At 62.1% G+C, this 22,460-nt stretch carries 18 protein-coding genes and 2 tRNA genes; 5 read left to right on the top strand and 15 right to left on the bottom strand.

What is annotated here, in order from left to right; genetic code table 11:
• Nucleotides 1-134: 134 nt before the first annotated feature.
• From ACKAMS_RS26420 to dnaA, 15 genes are all read right to left on the bottom strand, one after another.
• The gene (locus tag ACKAMS_RS26420) at nt 135-1,799 is read right to left on the bottom strand and encodes an alpha/beta-hydrolase family protein (RefSeq protein WP_019746219.1); all 1,665 of its coding nucleotides are present in this window, start codon (nt 1,797-1,799) and stop codon (nt 135-137) included.
• Nucleotides 1,800-1,861: 62 nt separating this feature from the next.
• The gene (locus tag ACKAMS_RS26415) at nt 1,862-2,971 is read right to left on the bottom strand and encodes a hypothetical protein (RefSeq protein WP_133728214.1); all 1,110 of its coding nucleotides are present in this window, start codon (nt 2,969-2,971) and stop codon (nt 1,862-1,864) included.
• A 270-nt stretch (nt 2,972-3,241) separates the two neighbouring features.
• Nucleotides 3,242-3,314: transfer RNA gene (locus ACKAMS_RS26410), tRNA-Ala, on the bottom strand.
• A 176-nt stretch (nt 3,315-3,490) separates the two neighbouring features.
• Nucleotides 3,491-3,564: transfer RNA gene (locus ACKAMS_RS26405), tRNA-Ile, on the bottom strand.
• 75 nt (nt 3,565-3,639) lie between these two features.
• Nucleotides 3,640-5,040, bottom strand: coding sequence for a DUF3566 domain-containing protein (locus tag ACKAMS_RS26400; protein ID WP_408989803.1), 1,401 nt, complete (start codon nt 5,038-5,040; stop codon nt 3,640-3,642).
• Entirely contained in the window at nt 5,040-7,571 is a 2,532-nt protein-coding gene (gene gyrA, locus ACKAMS_RS26395) for a DNA gyrase subunit A (protein ID WP_003942463.1), read from the bottom strand. Before gyrA ends, ACKAMS_RS26400 begins: the two co-directional genes overlap by 1 nt.
• Nucleotides 7,572-7,657: 86 nt before the next feature.
• Nucleotides 7,658-9,694 carry a DNA topoisomerase (ATP-hydrolyzing) subunit B gene (gene gyrB, locus ACKAMS_RS26390; protein WP_003942515.1) on the bottom strand — a complete coding sequence of 679 codons (2,037 nt, stop codon included), beginning with the start codon at nt 9,692-9,694 and terminating at the stop codon, nt 7,658-7,660.
• Between the two features lie 197 nt (nt 9,695-9,891).
• Nucleotides 9,892-10,815, bottom strand: coding sequence for an alpha/beta fold hydrolase (locus tag ACKAMS_RS26385; protein ID WP_003942581.1), 924 nt, complete (start codon nt 10,813-10,815; stop codon nt 9,892-9,894).
• Between the two features lie 28 nt (nt 10,816-10,843).
• The gene (locus ACKAMS_RS26380) at nt 10,844-11,965 is read right to left on the bottom strand and encodes a PDR/VanB family oxidoreductase (RefSeq protein WP_408989804.1); all 1,122 of its coding nucleotides are present in this window, start codon (nt 11,963-11,965) and stop codon (nt 10,844-10,846) included.
• Entirely contained in the window at nt 11,965-12,876 is a 912-nt protein-coding gene (locus ACKAMS_RS26375; protein WP_007729174.1) for a metal-dependent hydrolase, read from the bottom strand. The genes ACKAMS_RS26380 and ACKAMS_RS26375 overlap by 1 nt, the downstream gene beginning before the upstream one ends.
• 124 nt (nt 12,877-13,000) lie before the next feature.
• The gene (locus ACKAMS_RS26370) at nt 13,001-13,546 is read right to left on the bottom strand and encodes a DUF721 family protein (protein ID WP_003942471.1); all 546 of its coding nucleotides are present in this window, start codon (nt 13,544-13,546) and stop codon (nt 13,001-13,003) included.
• Entirely contained in the window at nt 13,539-14,768 is a 1,230-nt protein-coding gene (gene recF, locus ACKAMS_RS26365; protein ID WP_408989802.1) for a DNA replication/repair protein RecF, read from the bottom strand. The genes ACKAMS_RS26370 and recF overlap by 8 nt, the downstream gene beginning before the upstream one ends.
• Nucleotides 14,769-15,677, bottom strand: coding sequence for a phosphogluconate dehydrogenase (NAD(+)-dependent, decarboxylating) (gene gnd, locus ACKAMS_RS26360; protein WP_019746211.1), 909 nt, complete (start codon nt 15,675-15,677; stop codon nt 14,769-14,771).
• A gap of 44 nt (nt 15,678-15,721) precedes the next feature.
• Nucleotides 15,722-16,906, bottom strand: a complete 1,185-nt coding sequence (gene dnaN, locus ACKAMS_RS26355; protein WP_007729165.1) for a DNA polymerase III subunit beta — start codon at nt 16,904-16,906, stop codon at nt 15,722-15,724.
• Nucleotides 16,907-17,490: 584 nt separating this feature from the next.
• Entirely contained in the window at nt 17,491-19,053 is a 1,563-nt protein-coding gene (dnaA, locus tag ACKAMS_RS26350; RefSeq protein ID WP_003942491.1) for a chromosomal replication initiator protein DnaA, read from the bottom strand.
• Nucleotides 19,054-19,833: 780 nt separating this feature from the next.
• On the opposite strand from dnaA, the gene rpmH reads away from it, so the two are divergent.
• Genes rpmH through ACKAMS_RS26325 form a run of 5 tightly spaced genes read left to right on the top strand, consistent with a single transcriptional unit; the run spans nt 19,834 to nt 22,456 of the window.
• Entirely contained in the window at nt 19,834-19,977 is a 144-nt protein-coding gene (gene rpmH, locus ACKAMS_RS26345) for a 50S ribosomal protein L34 (protein ID WP_003942540.1), read from the top strand.
• Between the two features lie 26 nt (nt 19,978-20,003).
• Complete coding sequence (gene rnpA / locus ACKAMS_RS26340) at nt 20,004-20,384, top strand: ribonuclease P protein component (protein ID WP_019746209.1); 381 nt, start codon at nt 20,004-20,006, stop codon at nt 20,382-20,384.
• Nucleotides 20,381-20,761: a membrane protein insertion efficiency factor YidD gene (gene yidD / locus ACKAMS_RS26335; RefSeq protein ID WP_007729147.1), complete on the top strand. Its 381-nt coding sequence runs from the start codon at nt 20,381-20,383 to the stop codon at nt 20,759-20,761. Before rnpA ends, yidD begins: the two co-directional genes overlap by 4 nt.
• Nucleotides 20,762-20,765: 4 nt before the next feature.
• Nucleotides 20,766-21,872: a membrane protein insertase YidC gene (gene yidC, locus ACKAMS_RS26330; protein ID WP_019746208.1), complete on the top strand. Its 1,107-nt coding sequence runs from the start codon at nt 20,766-20,768 to the stop codon at nt 21,870-21,872.
• Nucleotides 21,873-21,892: 20 nt separating this feature from the next.
• Nucleotides 21,893-22,456 (top strand): protein jag, encoded by a 564-nt coding sequence (locus ACKAMS_RS26325; protein WP_003942504.1) that lies wholly within the window; start codon nt 21,893-21,895, stop codon nt 22,454-22,456.
• The last annotated feature ends 4 nt before the right edge of the window (nt 22,457-22,460 follow it).

The raw sequence follows: 22,460 nt of genomic DNA, 5'->3' as shown, positions 1-22,460 counted from the left end.
TCTTCACGTTTCGATCTCCCCACGCTCGCTTGCGCTGTGGCTTGGCACACAGCGAACGCAGAGTAACACATACCTCACGTAACACTTTTTCGTGAGGTTTTCGCCTTAACAGGCTGACTTACAACCGTTTACGACTACTTCGTGGGCTCCAGATTGGAGGTCAGCAGCGAACGAAGCTTGTCGGTATCAGCCGAGGTCCAGGCCTCGGGGTGCAGGATCTTGGCCCACATGTCCGCTGCATCCTCGCCGTAATTGTGACCGTGCCCGGACGGGACGTCAGCCGAGAAGACCATGTCGAGGGTTACCTGCCAGAAGGTCACGAGAGGTACCCACGTCATTCCCGGATCCACGTCGCGACCCAGCGGTTCCTTGAGCCAATCCGGCTTGTTGAGCAGCAGGTCGAAGGACCACCATGTGATCGGGTCGCTGGCGTGCTGCCAGTACACGATGCGATCGTCGTCCCAGTCGGACTTCAGCTCCAGATCTTCCGGATCACCGGCAAACCGAATCGCCTGGCCACCGTCGATCACCGGCAGGATCTCCGGTGAGCCCGAGTCGCGGCTGTCCGTGATTTCCTGCCACTGAGCAGTGAAGTTGGGGGTTCCGACCCACAGCGCGCCGTCGACGCGCGTCATCATGTCCTGAGCGCCGGCAAATGCGGCCTGGCCACCGTAGGAGCCGAGGCTCTCACCGAAGACAACCAGCTCGGGTCGCGTCTCCACGGGCAGGTCGATCCACTTGGCGTACACCGCGTTGAACAGTGCGCGACCGGCAATCATCGGCGTCTCACGGTCGGCGATGAAGGCCAACGGACTCGGAAGGAACGAGTACTGCATCGACGCGATCGCCGTGTCCCCGCCCTCGACGTACTCGAACGCCGACGCGACGTCCTCGTTCACCCAACCGCGGCCGGTGGTCGTGACAACCGCGAGGGTTCCGCGGTCGAATCCGCCGGTGCGCTCCAACTCGTCGACGACCCGCTGTGCGACACCGTTGATCGAGTCCGAGGATTCGCGTCCGGCGTACACCCGGATCGGTTGCTTCGCTTCACGTCCGGTCAACGCGGTGATCTCGGCCGCGGTGGGACCGCTGCCCATGAAGGTGCGCCCCTCCTGGCCGAGCGAATCCCAGGCTTCGGCGGACATCGGTGAACCACTGCGCTCAGCGATCAAGGGTTGTTCGATGCCGTCCGGTGTTTCGTGATCCGCACCGGAGAAACTCCAGTTCGCGAAGGCAATCAACCCGTTGTACAGCGCACCGTTCACGATGAAGATGCCGAGGGCGAAGATGACGATCAAGCTGCCGACCTTCGCCGCTTCGAGGGGAACGAACCGAAGTGCGACGGCGGTGAGCTTGTTGGTGGTGAAACGAAGACCACGGCCCGCCTCGAGCAGGATGAACCAGATTCCGAGCGAAATCAGCAACACCAGAAGGTAATTCGCCTGGTTGGTGCGTGGAGCTTCCACCAGATCGCGAACGATCTGCTGCCACCACGAACCGAGGACCAAGAACGTCGGAACCAGAATGACGGCCGCGACCAACAGGATTCGCCAGCCGATCTTCTTGGTGCGATCCGACCACTGCGGTTCGACGCCGCACTTGCGGATCATCCAGGCAACCGTCACGCCGACGCCGTATCCCATCGCGAGCGAGATGCCCGTCGCAACGCCCTGCAAGTACCACGCGCGCGGCAACAGGGAAGGACTCATCGACCAGGTGAAGAAGACCAGAGCAAAGGCAAGCCCGACCGGGTGCAGCGTCTTGCAGTAGAGGCGCAGCCGTTCCCACACACGTTTCATGCCGGAATCGTATGCGCCCCGTGCCCGAATCAGGTCACGAAGCGCACACGCGTCCAGTCTGTTTACGGGGCGAAGCGCAAAATCGCGGCAACTGCGCCGCCGCCCGGAATGTCCTCGGCGCGAACAGCGAGGACCCGAGCACCCGTCAGGAGCGCACGACGAGCGATCTCGTCGACGACCCCGTATGTACTTCCGTTGGCCGACTCACCGGTCGTGAGAGCGCCCGTCTGGGGATCGAGACTTCCGGGCACAACGGAGTCGATGTCGATGAAAACGGTGTCGACCTGTCCGTACGTCGCGGCCGTTGCCACGTCGGCGACGTCGGTTTGAGTACGTCCCTGTTCGGTGCGCACATTGAAGGTGTCCCGCACCGCCGCCAACTGCTCGGCGTGGAAATCGTCGAGCGCCGGTCGCGAACCGTCCGCCACTTCCTGCGTCGACAAGGCTTCCGGATTTCCCTCGACGGTTTTGTCGACCAGGTGGCGGTACGAATTCACGGAGCGATACACCGACGCGATGGGTTCCGCGGCAGCCAGGATCAAGGGGACGTCGCGGCCGGCGAGGACACCACGGACCTCGTGATCGACTGCGCGGGCGTACTGATTGACGCGCAACTTTCGGCTGTCCGAACCCGAGAGCCGACCCGCCTCGGTGCGACTGTTGATCGACGACTTGCCAGCGTGATCGGCAGCGTTCTTCGGCATTCCCTGAACACGAACCTCGTCGGCCGGTTGATCGGCGGCGATCTCGATCAATCGCACCGAACCTTCGGCGAGAGCGAGAACAAACGCCGTCTGGGGGAAGGTCACCGAACGGAGCAGTGGCTTGAGATGAAACCGATCGCTGACCGTTTCGAGCGCCTGCAGACGGTTGGGGAGGCGGAAGGTCACCAGACGCTCCGGCGTCGCGTACGTGACCAATGAGCGCGACTGGAAGCGCCAGAAATCGTCGTCGTCGTCGAGCTCTGCGTATTCGGCCTCGAACAGTTTGCGCTCGGCCGGATCCTCCACCGATGCGAGTGCCGAGCGGACCTGGTCCTTGAAGGCGATGCGCGCTTTGTCATGATCCTGCGGCGCATCTTCAGTCGGAGTCACGATGGTGATGCAGGTGGGCCCTTCCACCTCCGCGAGTGCGGCAATTTCACCGTGGCTGGGAATGTCGTTGTGAAGCACTACGAACCTCCTGAAATTGGGTTCTCCTCACGCTACGCCCGGCTGGTTATGACCACTAGACTTTCCGGAGAATTCGGGACGAACGGTCCATAGTGGGCGCTGTTCTGGCCACCCCACTCCGAGCGAACGGCATGTTCATCGCCTTCAGTGCGCCGAAAGTACCGTTCGCTCAAAAGGGGAGGGCCACGAGTCGGGCACCGGCCGGCCGGCCATCCGCACATCGGCATACAAAAACACCCTCCCGGATCCCGGAAGGGTGTTTTCCTACTGTGGAGCCTAGGAGATTCGAACTCCTGACATCTGCCTTGCAAAGGCAGCGCTCTACCAACTGAGCTAAGGCCCCGTTCGGTTTTCTGACCGGAGTCAGAGTACCTAGGTTCTATCCTGTTTCCAAATCGTGCCAAACCTTGTCTCCGCGCTGACTTTTGATCAGCTTGGTGACCCCGAGAGCTACCAGAATTCCGGCCCCGACAAGCAGGAAAACCTTCATTCCAGCAACCCTTCTTCGGCACATGGGAGTGGGCCTAGGAGGACTTGAACCTCCGACCTCTTCATTATCAGTAAAGCGCTCTAACCACCTGAGCTATAGGCCCCTGAACCGATTCCAAAGATTACCCCACCGGGCCGCTGACACCAAAACGGGCCCGGCGGAGCAATGTTTTCGCAGGTCAGTCGCGGTCGGCGAGAGTTACCTCGACGCCACCAACCAGGTCGCTGCAGAGGTTGTAGATGAACGATCCGATCGTGACGAGTGCCGTGAAAAGCACCATGTTCGCGATACCGATCAGCGCGGCGTAGCCGAACACCTGGCCGGCCGTCACCAGACCGTCGGAGCCGCCGTCGGCAACGATGTCGGTGAACGCGTTGTTCAGGCGATCCCAGACGCCCATGCCGTCGAGAACGACGTAGAGCAGTCCGACGGCCACCATCCACACGAAGAACAGCGACACCGAGATCACGGACGTGATCTTGAGCGTGGACCACGGGTCGATACGACGGATCTGGACCGTTGCGCGCAGTGGCGCACCGTCCACGACCGAAGCCGATACGGCGTGAGTTTTCTCACCCTTCACCGCAGCAGGCAACGGATGCTTGGCCTCGGAGAGGTCGGGCATGTCCTTCGGCAGATCCTTGCGATCGATGTGCCGAGTCGGCCCGTCGATCGCGGCGGCTTTTGCTTTCGGATTGGCGACCGTGGGATTGGCGACCGTGGCATTCGCAGCCTTGGGATTTGCGCCCGAGGGTGCAACAGCCTTGGCTGCCGCTGCGCCGGCGACGCCACCAGTAGCTGCGGCAACTGCCGTGCCCGTCACGACAGGACGCGCCGACGGGTTGCCGGCAGGACGACCTGTCTGTGCACCGGCAGCGGGGCGACCCGCCTGTGGCTGTCCCTTCGGCGCACCACCCTGCGCTGGGTTTTTGGCCGGACCACCCTGTGCCGGACCACCCTGTGCCGGGCCGGCCGCAGCAGGACGCTGCGGACCCGCAGGCGGCTTACCCCCAGCAGGAGCTGCCGGTCGACCTGCAGGAGCACCAGCGCCGGCCGCGCGCGTGATGTTGGTCTGCGGCTGACTTTGCGGAGCCTGATTCTGCGGTGGCTGAGCCTTCGACGCCGGGGCCTTGGACGCCGGATTCTGAGCAGCGGGGTTCTGAGCTGGCTGACCCTGAGGCTGGCCTGACGGCTGGGGTCCCCGCTGCCACGGCGGTGCCTGGCTGCCACGAGCCTGATTGGCGACCGGTTGCGGCGGAGCCTGACCATCACCCTTCGCCGGGGTTACCGGCGCAGCCGGAGCCACAGAAGGAGCGGAAGGAGCCTGACCCTTGGCCGCACCCGCGGCGTCGGGAGCCGCAGCCGCCGGTTTCTGGGCCGAATCCGACGGGCCGCGAGGCGGCTCCGGTGCCTTGGGCGCCGGAGCTGCCTCGGAAGCTTTGGGTCCGCCGTCCGCTGGAGCTGCAGGTTTCGAGGTCTGCGGCCCCGCCGGAGCAGTTGCCTGCTCCGGCTTCGGTGGCGTCGAACCTGAAGTGCTTTCACTCTTCTGGTCACTGCCCGGCTGGTTGGGAGTGCTCACTAGGACTCCTTAGCTCCATCGGCATTGTCTGCGTTGTCGGTGGTCTCTGCAGCGAGCTCTTCGGGCTCGTCGGCGTTGCGCGCAATCGCGAGCAGTGTGTCGCCTTCGCCGAGGTTCATCAGACGCACGCCCTTGGTCTGGCGTCCCGCCTTACGAACCTGCTTGGCAGCCGTCCTGATGACGCCGCCGCCCGAGGTGATCGCGTACAGCTCGTCGTCGTCGTCGACGATGAGCGCACCGACCAGAGTGCCACGTTTCTTGTCGTACTGAATCGTGAGCACGCCCTTGCCGCCGCGACCCTGCACCGGGTAATCCTCCATGCCGGTTCGCTTGGAGTAACCGCCCGACGTGGCGACCAGGAGGAACGTTCCTTCACGAACGACGTTGAGCGAGAGCAGCTCGTCGTCACCGTTGAAACGCATGCCCTGGACACCGGACGTGGCGCGGCCCATCGGACGCAGTGCCTCGTCGGTGGCCGAGAAGCGGATCGACTGGCCCTGTGCCGAGACCAGGAGCAGGTCGTCTTCGGCGGAGCAGAGAACAGCGCCGACCAGTTCGTCTTCACCGCGCAGGTTGATGGCGACGATGCCACCGCTGCGGTTGGAGTCGAAGTCGGTGAGCTTGGACTTCTTGACCAGACCGTTGCGAGTGGCGAGCACCAGGTATGGCGCGTCTTCGTACGTCTTGATCTGGATGACGGACTGGATGCGCTCGTCCGGCTGGAAGGCCAGGAGGTTGGCAACGTGCTGACCGCGAGCGGTACGGCTCGCCTCGGGCAGCTCGTAAGCCTTCGCGCGGTAGACGCGGCCCTTCGTGGTGAAGAACAGCAGCCAGTCGTGCGTCGAGGTGACGAAGAAGTGCGAGACGATGTCGTCCTGCTTGAGGCCGGCACCCTGAACACCCTTGCCGCCGCGCTTCTGCGATCGGTAGAGATCGGTCTTGGTGCGCTTGGCGTAACCGGTCTCGGTGATCGTGACGACGACGTCTTCGCGGGCGATCAAATCCTCGTCGTTGACGTCTCCGTCGGCGGCGATGATGCGGGTACGACGGTCGTCGCCGTACTTGTCGACGATTTCCTTGAGCTCGTCACGAACGATCGCGCGCTGACGCTCCGGGCGAGCCAGAATGTCTTCGAGGTCCGCGATTTCGAGTTCGATCTCGGCCAACTCGTCGACGATCTTCTGACGCTCGAGGGCGGCCAGACGACGCAGCTGCATGCCGAGGATGGCGTCGGCCTGGATCTCGTCGACGTCGAGGAGTTCCATCAATCCGGCGCGAGCGATGTCGACGGTCTGCGACGCACGGATCAAGGCGATGACCTCGTCCAGAGCGTCGAGGGCCTTGACCAGACCGCGCAGGATGTGGGCGCGCTCTTGTGCCTTGCGAAGCAGGTACCTGGTACGACGAACGATGACCTCTAGCTGATGCGTCGTGTACAGACGGATCATCTGGTCGAGGCGCAGCGTGCGCGGCACTCCGTCGACGATGGAGAGCATGTTGCAGCCGAAGCTGGTCTGCAGCTGGGTGTGCTTGTAAAGGTTGTTCAGCACGACCTTGGCAACGGCGTCACGCTTGACGGTGACGACGATGCGCATGCCGACGCGGTCCGAGGACTCGTCGTGGATGTCGGAGATGCCACCGATCTTCGCGTCACGAACCTGCTCCGCGATGGAGGTGATCAGGTTGTCCGGGTTGACCTGGTAGGGCAGCTCGGTGATGACGATCGTGGTGCGGCCCTTGGCATCTTCCTCGATCTCGACGACGCCGCGCATACGGACGGAGCCACGGCCGGTGGTGTAGGCATCCTGGATGCCCTGTCCACCGACGATGAGCCCGTGCGTCGGGAAGTCGGGTCCCTTGATGCGCTCCATGACGGCCGCGAGGGTGGCTTCCTCGTCCGCCTCGAAGTTCTCGAGCGCCCAGTAGATGGCCTCGGCAACTTCACGCAGGTTGTGCGGCGGAATGTTGGTGGCCATACCGACGGCGATGCCGTTGGAACCGTTGATCAGAAGGTTCGGGATACGGCTGGGCAGGACCGTCGGTTCCTGCGTCTTGCCGTCGTAGTTCGGGGTGAAATCGACTGTCTCGTGGTCGATTTCGCGCAGCATTTCCATCGCGAGCGGCGTGAGCCTGCACTCGGTGTAACGCATGGCGGCTGCGCCGTCGTTGCCGCGGGATCCGAAGTTTCCCTGACCGTCGACGAGCGGGTAACGGAGCGACCACGGCTGGGCCATACGGACCAACGTGTCGTAGATCGAGGAGTCGCCGTGGGGGTGGTAGTTACCCATGGTCTCGGCGACCGGTCGGGCAGACTTCACGTATCCGCGGTCTGGGCGATATCCGTTGTCGTACATCGCGTAGAGCACGCGGCGGTGCACCGGCTTGAGTCCGTCGCGGACATCCGGCAGAGCGCGACCGACGATGACGCTCATGGCGTAGTCGATGTAGCTGTTCTGCATTTCCTGCTGGATGTCGACCGGTTCGATCCGGTCGTGTTGCGGACCGTCCGGTGGCAACGTGGTGTCGGTCATGAGCTCACTTTCTTAAAAGAGGGGGCAAGCCCCTGTGCGCGGAAAAGGAGTCCGGGGACTCCGCAACCGCTCACAGGGCCGCAGGCCTACACGTCGAGGAAACGAACGTCCCGGGCATTGCGGGTGATGAAGCTGCGTCGTGCTTCGACGTCTTCGCCCATCAGCACGCTGAACAGCTCGTCGGCAGCAGCCGCATCGTCGAGCGTGACGAGACGCAGAACGCGCACCGTCGGGTCCATCGTGGTTTCCCACAGCTCCTTGGCGTTCATCTCGCCGAGGCCTTTGTAGCGCTGGATGCCGTCGTCCTTGTTGATCTTCTTGCCGGATTCGAGGCCTGCCTTGACCATCGCGTCGCGCTCGCGGTCGGAGTACGCGAATTCCGGTTGCGCACCCTTCTGCCACTTGAGCTTGTACAGCGGCGGCTGCGCGAGGTAGACCTTGCCGTGCTCGACGAGCGGCCGCATGAAGCGGAACAGTAGCGTGAGCAGCAGCGTTGCGATGTGCTGACCGTCGACGTCGGCGTCGGCCATGAGCACGATCTTGTGATAGCGCAGCTTGGCGATGTCGAACTCGTCGTGGATGCCTGTGCCGAACGCGGTGATGATCGACTGGACTTCGGTGTTCTTGAGGACGCGATCGATACGCGCCTTCTCGACGTTGATGATCTTTCCGCGAAGCGGGAGGATCGCCTGGTACATCGAGTCTCGGCCGGACTTGGCCGAGCCGCCTGCGGAGTCGCCCTCCACGATATAGATCTCGGACTTCTCCGGATCGTTGGAGCGGCAATCGGCGAGCTTGCCTGGCAGGCCACCGAGGTCGGTCGCACTCTTACGACGGACCAGCTCACGCGCCTTACGCGCCGCGACGCGGGCCTGCGCCGACGAAACAGCCTTGTTCACAATGGTTTTCGCGTCGGCGGGGTTCGCCTCGAACCAGTGCGCGAGGTGCTCGTTGCACGCCTTCTGTACGAAGGACTTGACCTCGGTGTTGCCGAGCTTGGTCTTGGTCTGACCCTCGAACTGGGGTTCACCGACCTTCACCGAGATGATGGCCGCGAGTCCTTCACGGATGTCGTCACCGGTGAGCTTGGGATCCTTGTCCTTGAGCAGCTTCTTTTCGAGCGCGTACTTGTTGACCGTTGCGGTCAGTGCGGCGCGGAAGCCCTCTTCGTGGGTACCACCCTCGTGGGTGTTGATCGTGTTGGCGAAGGTGTGCACGGACTCCGAGTAGCCGGAGTTCCACTGCATTGCGACCTCGAGCTCGTGGCCGGTGCCCTTGGCGGTGAATCCCACGACCGAGTTGTGGATCGGGGTCTTGCTCTTGTTGATGTGCCGGACGTAGTCCTCGAGTCCACCGGGGTAGTGGTAGATACGGGTCTTGGACTTACGCGGCGCTGCCTGAGCAGCTTCTTCGGCTTCTTCGGCAGCAGACTTGGGAGCCTCGGCCACCTCGGCGGCTTCGTCGTCGATGACCTCGGCGCGCTCGTCGGTCAGCGTGATGGTCAGGCCCTTGTTGAGGAAGGCCATTTCCTGCAGACGACGCGCAACGGTCTCGAAGTTGTAGCGGGTGGTCTCGAAGATCTCGGGATCAGCCCAGAAACTGACGGTGGTGCCGGTCTCCTTCGTCGGGTCGCCCTGTACGAGCTCCCCCGGCTTGGAATCGGTGTACGTCTGCTGCCACCGGTAGCCGTCGACCTTGATGTCGACGTCGAGCCGGGTGGAGAGCGCGTTGACCACCGAGATACCGACGCCGTGCAGACCACCGGAGACGGCGTAGGAGTCGGAGTCGAACTTGCCGCCGGCGTGCAGCTGGGTCAGCACGACCTCGACGGTGGGTACTCCGGAGGCGTGCATGCCGACCGGGATGCCACGGCCGTCGTCGATGACGCGGATTCCGCCGTCTTCGAGGAGGGTGACCTCGACCTTGGTGGCGTGTCCGGCCATCGCCTCGTCGACCGAGTTGTCGACGACCTCCCAAATGAGGTGGTGCAGGCCGCGTTCACCGGTGGAACCGATGTACATGCCTGGACGCTTACGTACCGCCTCGAGTCCTTCGAGGACGGTGATGGACGACGCGTTGTAGTCCTTGCTGGAAGTGCTTGTATCTGACTTCTGGGCAGCCACGGGTGGGTAGCTCTCCTTCTCCGTCAATACTCGAGCGCAGCCGTCAGCAAGCCCTTGCGGGTGTCGTCGGAGCGGGTTCGAGAATGTTGCCGCTAGTTACCGTTGACCATCTTACTGGTAAGCACCGACTAGAAGCGGCCAATGACACCCCTGGCTGCGCCGCAGACGAATTTTTACGATCCCCTGAAGGTGAAACGCTAGGAACTTTGCTTCTCCGAGCGACGCTCTCTCAGGCTCGCGATAAATGCCCGCGCATGTTCGGCAACCTCGCCCGGATGTGAAAACGGCGACCAGTGTCCCGCGGCAATTTCACGTCGCTGCAGGTCGGAGACCCATTTTTCGGTGTCTTCGTATCCCACCGGACGAACGGCTTTGTCGTACTTGTTCAGAATGAGCTGAACAGGCACGTCCGTGTACCGATCCCGCGGCTTGCCGAGAGACGGCCGGATGTTCGCGCGATAAAGCTTGAGTCCGTTCACCATGTCGTCGGCGATGGTGGGCGCGGTGTTGACCACACGAGGGTCCAGACCGTCGAAGAAGCCCAGAAATGCCGGCCAGTGCTTGGAGAACCACAGACGCAACGGGAGGGTGCACAGCCCGGGAATCTGGAACAGAACGGTGTAGGCCGACGCAATTCCCTGCGCCGCCGGGCCGAGGAAACGACGCTTGGACACGCTCGCCCGGATCCACTTCCCGAGATGATCGAGATTGGGGCCCGAGATGGACGAGAACGACGCGATCTTCTCTTCGGCACCCGGCTCGCAGACCGCTTCCCACGTTTCCACGGATCCCCAGTCATGTGCCAGGACGTGCACCGGCTTGCCCGGGCTGACCGCGTCGATGACGGCAAAAAGATCGCCGGCCAGTGCGCTCAGTTGGTAGTCCTGCACCCTCGAGGGGATCGTGCTCTCACCGGCCCCGCGGCTGTCGTAGCTGACGACGCGGAAGTCGTCTGCCAGCAAAGGCACGATGCGGTTCCACAATTCATGGGTGTCGGGCCAACCATGCACCAGGACGATGGTCTCGCCGTCTGCCTTGCCCTGCTCGAACACTGCCAGGCTGACGGAACCGTTGGTCACGCGACGCGCGGTCACGGCATGGACAGGAGAGTGCTTCGACATTGTCGAACCCTTCGGAGTCGGGAAATATCTAGAGATCGAGAACGAGACGTCCACCGTCGGAACGGGATACGCAGATGAGCATCTCCGTTTCCTGTTCGGTGTCGGTCAGACGCCTTTCGCGGTGATCGGGCTTGCCCGCGAGTACCTTCACACGACAGGTTCCGCAGAAACCCTGCTGACACGAGTACCCGACACCGGGCAATGTCTTCTTGATAACGTCGAGCGCGGACTCGTCGGCGGGCACGGTGAGCACCTGACCCGAATTGACCAGCTGCACTTCGAATTCCTTGCCGTCGATCACCGGCGGAGCCCCGAACCGCTCGAAATGCAAAGCAGTGGAGGGTGTATCGCGGAATCCGCGGCGGACGGCGTCGAGCATCGGCGTCGGGCCGCAGCAGTACACGGCGCCGCCGACCGGCGCTCGTCCGAGAAGGTCTGCGGTGGTGGGCAATCCGAACTCGTCGTCCGGGCGCACGAAGACACGCTCGGGTTCCCAGCTCGCGATCTCGTCGAGGAACGGCATGGATTCACGAGAGCGGCCCGAGTACACGAAGTACCAGTCCATTCCCAATTCTCTTGCCGCACGGACCATTGCGATGATCGGCGTGATACCGATACCGCCGGCAACAAACAGTGCACTGCCTTCACCCACAAAGGGAAATCCGTTGCGAGGGCCGCGTACCGTGACGTGCTCACCCGGCTTGAGAGCGTGCATCTCGATGGAACCGCCACCGCCGTCGGGGATCCGACGAACCGCGACGCTGTATCCCGTGCGATCGGCAGGGTCGCCGCACAGCGAATAATGACGCCGCAGACCCGAAGGTAGATGGAAGTCCAGGTGCGAACCCGGATGCCACGGCGGAATCGGTGAACCGTCGGCGGATTCGAAGCGCAGGCGAACGACGTTCTCGTCGGTCGCCACCACCTCGCGCGTACTGACCACCATGTTCATGGCCGTGTCGGGGTTGTGGCCAGCGATCTCGGGGTTGTAGTCGTAGGCCGTCAACACCCGAAGGTACTTGTCCGCCAATAACTCCGTGATGCGCATGGCACGGTCGGGACGGTTCTTTCCGGACAAATCGGGTGGCGCCGGAAAACGCGGCAACCCGTCGTGCCCGGAGATGACGTCCTTGACCCTCGAGAGTGAAATCACCGTGCAGCCGCCTGAGCTGCGGGTGACGACGCCAGGTACTGCACCGCCTGGGCGGTCGAGCCCTCGTTACTGGGGTGATAGGACTTGCTGAAGTACGTCGACATCCGCTTGACCAGCTCGAACGACGTGGGAACTGTGCCACGCTTTCCGGCCGCGATGAAATCGGACAGGTGGGGTCGTCGACGGCTGGGAGCCTGAGCGGCAAGCTCGGGATCGTTGCGCATCAAGAACCGGGTACCGCGAATCCACAGCCACACGATTGCGGGCGTGACGAGGATCTGGGTACGGATCCGGCGGGTCTCACGCTTGTCGAAGTAGCGCATCACGTCGTACGCGACGGCGCGGTGTTCGACTTCTTCGGCGCCGTGCCAGCGAAGAAGATCAAGCATGGTCGGGTGCATGCCGGCTTTGTCGAGCCCCTTGGCGTTGAGCACCCAGTCGCCGAGGAAAGCAGTGATGTGTTCGATGGCCGCGATGATCGCCAAGCGCTCCACCAGGTGATTCTCGGCGCGCAGTCCCGTCATCGGGCGCGGGCCGAGCAGTTTCGAGAATGCCCACTCCATCTGCTGGGTGTACGGCGTCGGATCCAGGCCGTTTTCCTTCAGATGGACGAGGACACCCGAGTGCGCGTTGGAGTGCATCGCCTCTTGGCCGATGAATCCGACGACGTCTTCACGGAGCTTCTCGTCCTCGATCAGAGGAAGAGCTTCCTTGAAGGTCTCGACAAACCACTCCTCACCGGCTGGGAGGAGGAGGTGAAGCACGTTGAGAACGTGTGTGCTGAACGGATCGCCCGGAATCCAGTGCATGGGCAGATCGGACCAGTCGAACTCGACATTGCGAGCCTGCAACAGGATGTGATCCGGCTCGGCGAACGACGAAGCGGGTGTCGATATCTTCTGCGACATCTAGCTACTCCTTCATGCCTGCCGATCGGGATGGAACGACAGCCTTGTGACACAGTTCACTCACTAGCGAGTTTTAACTGTAACACGAAGTAATAGGTAGAACCAGGTCCTGGTTGAGTTTTCCTCAGCCGTACGTATCGCGAGGTCCGCGGCCTTTCACATGCCTTTCGCCCTTGCGCCAGCTAGGCGCACTCGGACCGGTGATGCGCAGTGTCTTCACGACGCCGTCACCGACGGCAGCAGCGATCTTGGCCAGAATCTGGGACTGCATCATGCGCAACTGGGTAGCCCACGCCGTCGACTCGGCGGAGATGCTGAGAACACCTTCTTTCAGAGAGATCGGCTCGGCGTGCGCGGAGATGTCTTCTCCGACGACCTGCGGCCACCGACCGAGGACCGTGCCCTCGGACACCTTGGGGGACCACCCACGCGATTTGGAGATAGCGCTGGTGAGAGCACCGAACGGCTGAGGGTCCCGCGCATCCGGGCCGGGGCCGGACCAACCGCTGCGTCGACGCGGGCGGCCACTTCCGTATTTGGGCGACGAGCGCCCCTGCCCGACGGCCTTGCCGTTGGCTTTGGCTGTCGCGCGTGCCTCCTCGAGGGCACGGCGCGCCAGATCGATCCCCTTGAGCTCGGGCTCCGGGGCCGCGCTGCTGTCTTCAGTCATCGAACTCGACCTCCTGATCCGTCGAGCCTACGGGCACTATCCGGGATATCCGACCGTCTCCGGTATCGGAGGCTTCGACGCCGAACTTGGCCGCCTCGAGTTCGTCCGGTACGTCCTCGGGAACGGCGGCCGTGATCAGCACCTGTTCTGCGGTAGCCGCAACGGTGGCGAGCGCACGACGCCGACGACGGTCCAATTCCGCGAATACGTCGTCGAGCATCAGGACCGGGTCGCTGCCGTCCGCGCGCAACAGGGCAAAACCTGCCAGTCTCAGCGAAAGCGCGAACGACCACGATTCACCATGACTGGCAAAGCCTTTCGCCGGACTGTCGCCGAGAACCAGCTCCAGGTCGTCCCGATGCGGACCGACCAGACACACTCCGCGATCGATTTCCTTCGACCTCATCTGTGCCAACTCGAGATGGAATCTCTCCTCGAGGTATGCAACGTCGTCGATGCCGGAAATCCTTGCAGGATCAGTGAATTCGGGACCCAACGACGAACCCAGGCTGCTCTTGTATCGAATCGACGCCGGCCGGGATTCGGGTGCGATGGAACGATACGACTCCGCCAGGTGGGGCGCCAGATCATGGACCAACTCGAGGCGCCCGGCCAACAATTGTGCGCCGTGAGCGGCCAGATGCCCGTCCCACACCTCGAGGGTTGAGAGGACGTTGTCGGACTCGCCACCACGAGAACCGCGGCGCAAAGCCGCACCAGCAGTTTTGAGTAGGGCTGAGCGCTGACGCAGCACTTTGTCGTAATCCGCACGGACGGCAGCCATTCGGGGAATCCGCGACGTCAACAACTCGTCGAGATAGCGTCGACGATCGCCAGGATCACCGCGAACCAACGACAGATCTTCCGGCGCGAACATCACCGACTGCAGAATTCCCAGTACTTCCCGCGGACGACGCGTCGGCGACTGATTTATCCTGGCGCGGTTGGACTTTCCCTCGATCAGTTCGACGTCGATGGTCAGTTCGCGCCCATTGTTGACCACAGTTGCACCCGCAAAAGCACTGGCGGAACCGCTGCGGATCATCGGTGCATCCGTGGACACTCGATGAGAGGACAGCGTGGACAGATACCCCAGTGACTCGAGGACGTTGGTTTTACCGTGCCCGTTCGAACCGAGGAAGACAGTTGTTCCCGGCGTGAGGTCCAGCGTCAGCGAATCCCAGGATCGGAAGTCCCGCAGCGAAAATCTACGAACGAACACTTAGCTCCCAGAAGCCGAATTCTTGGGCGAAGCGCTCTTGACCGCGTGACCACCGAACTGATTACGCAAGGCCGACACCGCCTTCATGGCCGGTGAATCATCCTGTCGTGAAGCAAATCTCGCGAACAGAGCAGCGGAGATGACGGGAGCAGGGACAGCGTGCTTGATAGCTTCCTCTACCGTCCAGCGGCCCTCACCGGAATCCTCGGTATAGCCCGTGATCTGCGCAAGCTCCGGATCCTCCTCGAGGGCGTCGACAAGCAGATCGAGCAACCACGAACGTACGACGGTTCCCTTCGACCAGGCTCGAAGCACACCGGGAACGTCCGCGATCAGGCTTTCCGCCTCGAGGAGCTCGTACCCCTCGGCATACGCCTGCATCAGGCCGTATTCGATGCCGTTGTGCACCATCTTCGCGTAATGACCAGCACCGACGGGGCCGGCGTGGACAAAGCCGTCTGCAGCGTCGCCGTCGGGGCGAAGGGCGTCGAAGATCGGCATTGCCTTCGCCACGTCGGGCTCGGATCCGCCCACCATCAGGCCGTAGCCGTTCTCACGGCCCCAGATGCCACCGGAGACACCGCAGTCGAGGAAACCGATCCCACGGGCGCCCAGAAGCTCGGCATGGACAGCATCGTCGGTGTAACGCGAGTTCCCACCGTCGATGACCAGATCACCGCCCTCGAGGGCATCCGCCAGCTCGGCGATGGTGCTCTGGGTGATTTCACCGGCCGGAACCATCACCCAGACGACTCGAGGTCCCTCGAGGGAAGCAGCGAGTTCGGCAAGTGACCCGACATCGGTGACTTCCGGTCGAGGGTCGTATCCGATCACCTCGAGGCCATGCGCGCGCAAGCGCTCACGCATGTTGAAACCCATCTTGCCGAGACCTACGAGTCCGATCTTCATACTGTTCTCCCTGGTCAGGCGCGAACTGAAGTGCGGGGTACCACTCAGCCCGGGAGGCGAACCGGCATCAGCAGGTACGTGTACTCGCTCGAGGGCGCAGCGAAGTTACCGGACTCGTCTGCCGTGGGCTCTTCCTCGGCCGCGGGGCGAAGAACAGCCGGACGGCTGGGAGTGGTGAAGCCGAACAGAACGTTTTCGCTGTGAAGCGAGTTCAACCCGTCGATCAGGTAACCGGGGTTGAACGCAATGGTGAGTGCTTCGCCCTGGAACGACGCGTTGAGTGTCTCTTCTGCGCGGCCGGCGTCGTCGCCACCCGCAGAGAGGAGCAGGCCGTCAGCGGAGAACTGCATGCGAACCTGTGCGCCACGCTCGGCGACGAGTGCTACACGCTTGATGGCCTCGATGAGAGGCGTGACCTCGACCGTAGCCATCGCGGTGTGCTGAGCAGGCAGCAACTGACGGAACTTCGGGAACTCGGCGTCGAGGAGGCGCGTCGTGGTGCGGCGTCCGTCGTTGACGATGCCGAGGAGTCCGTCGTTTCCGATGGTCGTACCGGAACCGAGAGCCAACTCGACCGGCGAATTTGCATTGCCGGCAAGCGTTTTCGCGGACTCGGACAGAGTCTTCGCAGGGATGAGAACAGCAGCCTGGACGTCAGGGTTTGCCGGAGTCCACTCGAGTTCACGAACGGCGAGACGGAAGCGGTCGGTAGCGGCGAGGACGATCGAATTCTGTTCGATCTCGACACGGATACCCGTGAGCATCGGAAGGGTGTCGTCCTTGCCGGCTGCAACGGCTACCTGGCTGATGGCTTCGGAGAACAGGTCGACGGGAATGGACCCGGACTGCTGCGGAAGCGTCGGAAGCTGGGGGTAGTCCTCGACCGGCATCGTGGGCAGGGAGAACTTGGCGCTTCCGCACGAGATGAGCACGCGAGTGCCCTCGAGGGTCACATCGACCGGCTTGTTGGGAAGCGACTTGGTGATATCGGCAAGGAGGCGTCCGGAGACGAGTGCCTGACCTGCAGTCGTGACATCTGCCGAGACGCGGACCTGCGCAGATACCTCGTAGTCGAACCCGGAAACGGTGAGGCCGGCTTCGGTTGCGTCGAGAAGAACTCCGCCGAGAACCGGCACAGGCGGCCTCGAGGGCAGGCTACGAGCAACCCACGCTACTGAATCAGCGAACTCTTCCCGGGAAACGCGAAACTTCAGGCTTCCAAGCTCCATCGCCGGGTTATTCCTCTCGGTAGGCATGTTCGTCTGCTGCGGATCTGCATCAGCTCACTTGAAGTCTGACACAGACCAAGCGATGCCCACCGTATGCCCTCGAGGGCGCAAGTGGAAAGCCGAAGCCGGGACGAGCGCAGCCTGAGGCGAGGTTCTCAACAGGAGTTGTCCCCAGAACTATTTTCAAAGAGCTTTTCCTAGGAAATTCTCAGTAGTAGTAATAAGTCCTGTGCAATCTGTGGAGCAACGGTTGTCGACGCTGGTAGGTCCCCTCGAGGGCCTGTGCACTTCTCGAGGACAGACTCGAGGACCAATCGACCCCCTCTGTGCACTCTCTGAAAGTTTTCGGATTCCTCCTCGAGAACTCCACAGACTTTCGGAGTTATCAACACAGTTATCCACAGATGTGAATACTTTTCACAAGAAACGAAGAGTTTGTTCTTATCGGCGTGTCCGACTCCGGCGTGTCGTCCCTCGAGGTGGACAACCGCCCTCGAGGGGACCACACGTGGAACCCTTCGAATACACCGATGCCGCTCGAGGGAACCTCTGCCTCGAGCGGCATCGATCGAAATAAGTGCAGGTCAGCGCTTGGAGCGCTGCTTGATCCTTGCGGTCAACTCCTGAACCTGGTCGTACACCTTGCGGCGTTCCGTCATTTCCTTACGGATCTTCTTGTCGGCGTACATGACCGTCGTGTGGTCACGGCCGAACGTCTGACCGATCTTCGGCAATGACAAATCAGTGAGCTCACGGCACAAATACATCGAGATCTGGCGGGCCTGAGCGAGTGGCCGGGCCTTACCCGGCCCACACAGGTCGTCGATCGACATGTTGAAGTATTCGGCCGTCACCGCCATGATCGTCGCCGCGTTGATCTCGAGGCTCGACGAATCGGGCATCAGATCGCGCAGGACCACCTCGGCCAACGTCAGATCCAACGGCTGGCGGTTGAGCGAGGCAAAAGCGGTGACGCGGATCAACGCGCCCTCGAGTTCACGAATGTTGCGCTCGATACGGCTGGCGATCAGCTCGAGGACGTCGTGCGGGACCTCGAGGCGATCCATCCTCGCCTTCTTGCTCAGAATCGCGATACGCGTCTCGAGCTCAGGCGGCTGAACGTCGGTGATCAGGCCCCATTCGAAGCGCGTCCGCAGACGCTCCTCGAGGGTTGCCAACTGCTTGGGCGGACGGTCCGAGGAGACGACGATCTGCTTGTTCGCGTTGTGCAAGGTGTTGAAGGTATGGAAGAACTCCTCCTGGATACCTTCCTTGCCTTCGATGAACTGGATGTCGTCCACCAGCAGGACGTCCGTTTCCCGGTATCGACGTTTGAACGCGACCTTGCGGTCGTCACGAAGACTGTTGATGAAGTCGTTGGTGAATTCTTCGGTCGAGACGTACTTGACCCGCATGCCGGGGAACAGTCGCTGTGCGTAGTGGCCGGCGGCGTGAAGAAGGTGCGTCTTGCCCAGGCCCGAAGCTCCCCAGATGAACAAGGGGTTGTACGCACGCGCCGGCGCCTCCGCGATCGCGACGGCAGCGGCATGAGCGAATCGGTTGGACGATCCGATCACAAAAGTGTCGAAGGTGTACTTCGCGTTGAGACTGTTCGCGCCGGACCCAGAAGCAGAAGGAGTAGCGGGCGGCTTCGTGAAGTACGACGGCCACGATTCGTGAACGCTCGCGAGTGCTTCGCGGTCGTCGTCGACTTCTTCGGTCTCGGCAGTCTCGGAGTCCGAAGGTTCGCCGTCACCTTCGGTGAATCTGCGCCGACGGTATGCGCCCGATGAGTTGACCGACTCGAACTGACGGCTGCCCGTGCGCTCCTCGACCGGTTCGGCGGGTGCGTCGGCATCGTCTTCGAGTGCGATGCGGACACCGAGTCCCTCGACCTGGCCGCCGAGGTGGCGTCCGAGTGCCTGCAGGATCGGCTCGCGTAGATCGCGCTCGATCGTCTCTTGAGCAAATGGCGATGGAACCGAGAGGAGTGCAAAACCCTGAGCAAGTGTGAGAGGCCTCACCAGACGGACAAATGCCTTCTGCTTGCTGCTCAAAGCCGGAAGATTACTTCCGGGGTCATCACTCGTGAGTTCTGCAACCACGTCGACCCAGACCCGTGCGAGCGCGTTGGGATCGTCGTTCACGTGGTTCCTTCCCGTGTTTCGCCGACAGTGGGTGTGCTGCAGCTGCCGAGCGTATGGCTGCGGCGTCGAATGATTCGGTGGATTACCACCCGGGGTGAGAACCCCGTAACAGGCTACGAATATGCCACCTGGGCTGTGTTTCCACACAATTATCCACAGATGTGGACAAACCTGCACTGAGTCGGTTTTTTCGTCAACCAAATTCGTCAAAGTGATCGAGAAATTGATCTACCTGCAACTTTGTCGGAACTCGAGGCGTTCGCCACTTGGTGTCGGGGATGCGTCAACACTCACAGCCCTGTGGATGAATGTGGAAACTCGGGATTCGGGGTCGCATCCGGCGCTCGCGCCCGTATGTGCTGATGAGGCCTTGTCGAGAGCATGCGCCGGTGGAACTGTCCGGGTTGCCTTCGGGTCACCTGCAGTCCGTAGCGGAACTGTTGCCAAGGTCACACTTGCCGCCGCGCTCGAGGTCACGGACGTAGGCACACCGCGAATGGAATCTGCGGAATTATGGAAGTATCGGCGTGTCGCCGCGGTTGCCGCGGGAGGGCTCCGAATCGGGCTGGTTTGACCTTGGCAACGGTGGTAAGTAACCTCGAACGGTCACCCGCTGGTGGTGATCGCTTCGTGCTGGCTACATATGTCAGGTCGGATCGGTCTTCCAAGCCACAACGAGTGAAGTTGATTGTTCTGTACCTGTTGGATCCAAAGGCGCCGTAAGGCGTCGATCACTGAATGACGCCGGGAGGCGTCAATGAACTTCGAGGAGTGTTGACCGTGGCCAAGGGCAAGCGGACGTTCCAGCCGAATAATCGCCGCCGCGCGCGTGTTCACGGCTTCCGTCTTCGTATGCGTACCCGTGCGGGTCGTGCAATCGTTTCGGCGCGTCGCCGTAAGGGCCGCGATTCCCTCACCGCCTGATCTGATTTCGAGTTCAGGAGCTCGGGGTGTTGCCTGAGCCGTCTCGGTTGCGTCGCCACGCGGATTTCTCCGTGGCGGTGCGACGCGGGCGTCGTATGGGAAGACGCGACCTTGTCGTGCACGCGTTCGATCGCGAGCAAGTAGAGGCGCTGGTAGTAACAAATCACGGTCCCCGTTTCGGGCTGATCGTGAGCAAGGCTGTCGGGCCGGCGGTGATTCGACATCGAGTCGCACGCCGGCTTCGTCATATCTGTGCAGATTTCGTCGGGCAGGTTTCGCCGGAGACGGACGTGGTTATCCGCGCACTTCCGGGCGCAGCTACCGCCAGTTCAGCCGAACTGGCCAAGCAGTTGCGTGGGGGCCTGACCAAAATGAACCTATTGGTGTCGGTAAGTGAAGAGCCATGAGTACTCCGCTCTCTGAGCAGATCGAGACTCCCAGAGCCTCCCGTGTCATCACGGTGTTGAAGGCTGTGCGTCGCGCTCCCGCCACTGTTCTCATCTTCTGTATCGAGTTGTACCGGACGTATGTGTCGCCCTTGAGGATGCCGACCTGCCGGTTCACCCCTACCTGCAGTGAATACGCGGTCGAAGCGCTGCGCACTCACGGGGCGATCAAAGGCCTTTTCTTGACTGTGGTGCGGTTGGCGAAGTGTGCCCCCTGGCATTCTGGAGGGTGGGACCCTGTCCCTGCCCGTCGTGACCGTGATGCGGGTAGCCGCCATAGCTGTCCGGAAGCACGCGCAGCGTGTCACAGTCCGACGGACGAACAGAGGAGTACTTAGAGCCGTGCTCAATTTCATTTACTATCCGGTATCCGCGATTCTGTGGGTCTGGCACAAGGTCTTCGGGTTCATTCTCGGCCCGGACAACGGAATAGCCTGGGCGCTCTCCGTGGTGTTCCTGGTGTTCACCTTGCGTGCGGTTCTGTACAAGCCGTTCGTGAAGCAGGTCCGCACGACCCGCCAGATGCAGGAACTGCAGCCGCAGATCAAGGCATTGCAGAAGAAGTATTCGGGCGACCGTCAGCGCCAGGCCGTCGAGATGCAGAAGCTCCAGAAGGAGCACGGATTCAACCCGATCATGGGCTGTCTTCCGGTCTTGGCTCAGGCTCCGGTGTTCATCGGTCTGTTCCACGTCCTGCGCTCGTTCAACCGCACCGGCACCGGCATGGGCCAGCTGGGCATGAGCGCCGAGGACAACCTCAACACCCCGAACTACGTCTTCTCGGCCACTGACGTCCAGTCGTTCCTGGATGCTCGTCTGTTCGGCGCGCCCATCTCGGCCGCGATCACGACGCCGGTTGCGCAGCTTCAGGCTTATGTCACCGAGAACGTTCCCGAGCTTCCGTCACGCCTGAACATCATTCTCGTGGCCGCTCCGTTGATGATCATTGCCAGCATCGCGACCCACTTCAACTCACGCGCTTCCGTTGCCCGTCAGAGCGAAGCAGCTGCCGCGAACCCGCAGTCCGCGATCATGAACAAGCTCGCGCTGTACGTCTTCCCGCTCGGTGTTCTGGTCGGTGGACCGTTCCTTCCGATCGCGATCCTCCTGTACTGGGTGTCGAACAACATCTGGACCTACGGTCAGCAGCACCTCGTCTTCCGCAAGATCGATGCCGAAGAAGAAGCGAAGAAGCAGGAAGCGATCACTCGCCGCAACGACAATGCGCCCAAGCCCGGTGCCCGTCCCGATCCCGGTAAGAAGAAGGGATCCCCGGCTGCGCTGAAGACCGCGGATTCAGCCGACGACGACGGTGACGCCCCGGAAGTTTCGCTCAAGAAGCCACAGCCGAAGCCCTCGGGTTCCAGTGGTGGTTCTACCTCGAAACCGAAACAGAACCGGCCACAGAGCAACCGCGGCAACTCCCCCAAGCGCAATAAACGGCGCTGATCCAGGAAAGAGAACGACCAATGTCCAGTGAAGCTGACATCGTTGTGGATGGAGAGAACGCAGACGTGAGCACCGAGACCACTGCGCCGGTTACCGATGTGGATGTAGACATCGACGATTCCGATGACGATTTGATCGAAGAGGGCGAGATCGCCGGCGACTACCTCGAGCAGTTGCTCGACGTGCTCGATTTCGACGGAGACATCGACCTTGACGTCGAGGGCGATCGGGCGATCGTCAGCATCGACGGCGGCGACGACCTGACCAAGCTTGTGGGACGCAAGGGTGAGGTTCTGGATGCTCTCCAGGAGCTGACTCGTCTGGCTGTTCAGCAGTCGACCGGAGAGCGCAGCCGCTTGATGCTCGACATCGCCGGGTGGCGTGCAGGCCGGCGCGAGGCACTCAGTGCTCTCGGTGCGGAAGCTGCACAGCGTGTTCTCGAGACCGGCGAACGCGAAGAGCTTGCTCCGATGACGCCGTTCGAACGCAAGATCGTGCACGACGCCGTCGCCAAGGTCGCCGGTGTTTCCAGCGAGAGCGAAGGCGCTGAGCCGTCTCGCCGAGTGGTTGTCCTCAAGGACTGACACT

Origin of the sequence: Rhodococcus sp. 5A-K4, from assembly GCF_046097995.1 — a bacterium.
GTDB lineage: Bacteria > Actinomycetota > Actinomycetes > Mycobacteriales > Mycobacteriaceae > Rhodococcus_F > Rhodococcus_F erythropolis.
Note: the sequence above shows the minus strand (reverse complement) of the source record. Positions and strands in the feature narration are given on the sequence as shown.

What these genes read in the sequence shown, in the direction of transcription:
- ACKAMS_RS26420 (WP_019746219.1), bottom strand. Translation starts at nt 1,799, where the DNA reads ATGAAACGTGTGTGGGAACGGCTGCGCCTCTACTGCAAGACGCTGCAC.
- gyrA (WP_003942463.1), bottom strand. Translation starts at nt 7,571, where the DNA reads ATGACCGACACCACGTTGCCACCGGACGGTCCGCAACACGACCGGATC.
- ACKAMS_RS26385 (WP_003942581.1), bottom strand. Translation starts at nt 10,815, where the DNA reads ATGTCGAAGCACTCTCCTGTCCATGCCGTGACCGCGCGTCGCGTGACC.
- ACKAMS_RS26375 (WP_007729174.1), bottom strand. Translation starts at nt 12,876, where the DNA reads ATGTCGCAGAAGATATCGACACCCGCTTCGTCGTTCGCCGAGCCGGAT.
- ACKAMS_RS26370 (WP_003942471.1), bottom strand. Translation starts at nt 13,546, where the DNA reads ATGACTGAAGACAGCAGCGCGGCCCCGGAGCCCGAGCTCAAGGGGATC.
- gnd (WP_019746211.1), bottom strand. Translation starts at nt 15,677, where the DNA reads ATGAAGATCGGACTCGTAGGTCTCGGCAAGATGGGTTTCAACATGCGT.
- dnaN (WP_007729165.1), bottom strand. Translation starts at nt 16,906, where the DNA reads ATGGAGCTTGGAAGCCTGAAGTTTCGCGTTTCCCGGGAAGAGTTCGCT.
- yidD (WP_007729147.1), top strand. Translation starts at nt 20,381, where the DNA reads ATGAGTACTCCGCTCTCTGAGCAGATCGAGACTCCCAGAGCCTCCCGT.
- ACKAMS_RS26325 (WP_003942504.1), top strand. Translation starts at nt 21,893, where the DNA reads ATGTCCAGTGAAGCTGACATCGTTGTGGATGGAGAGAACGCAGACGTG.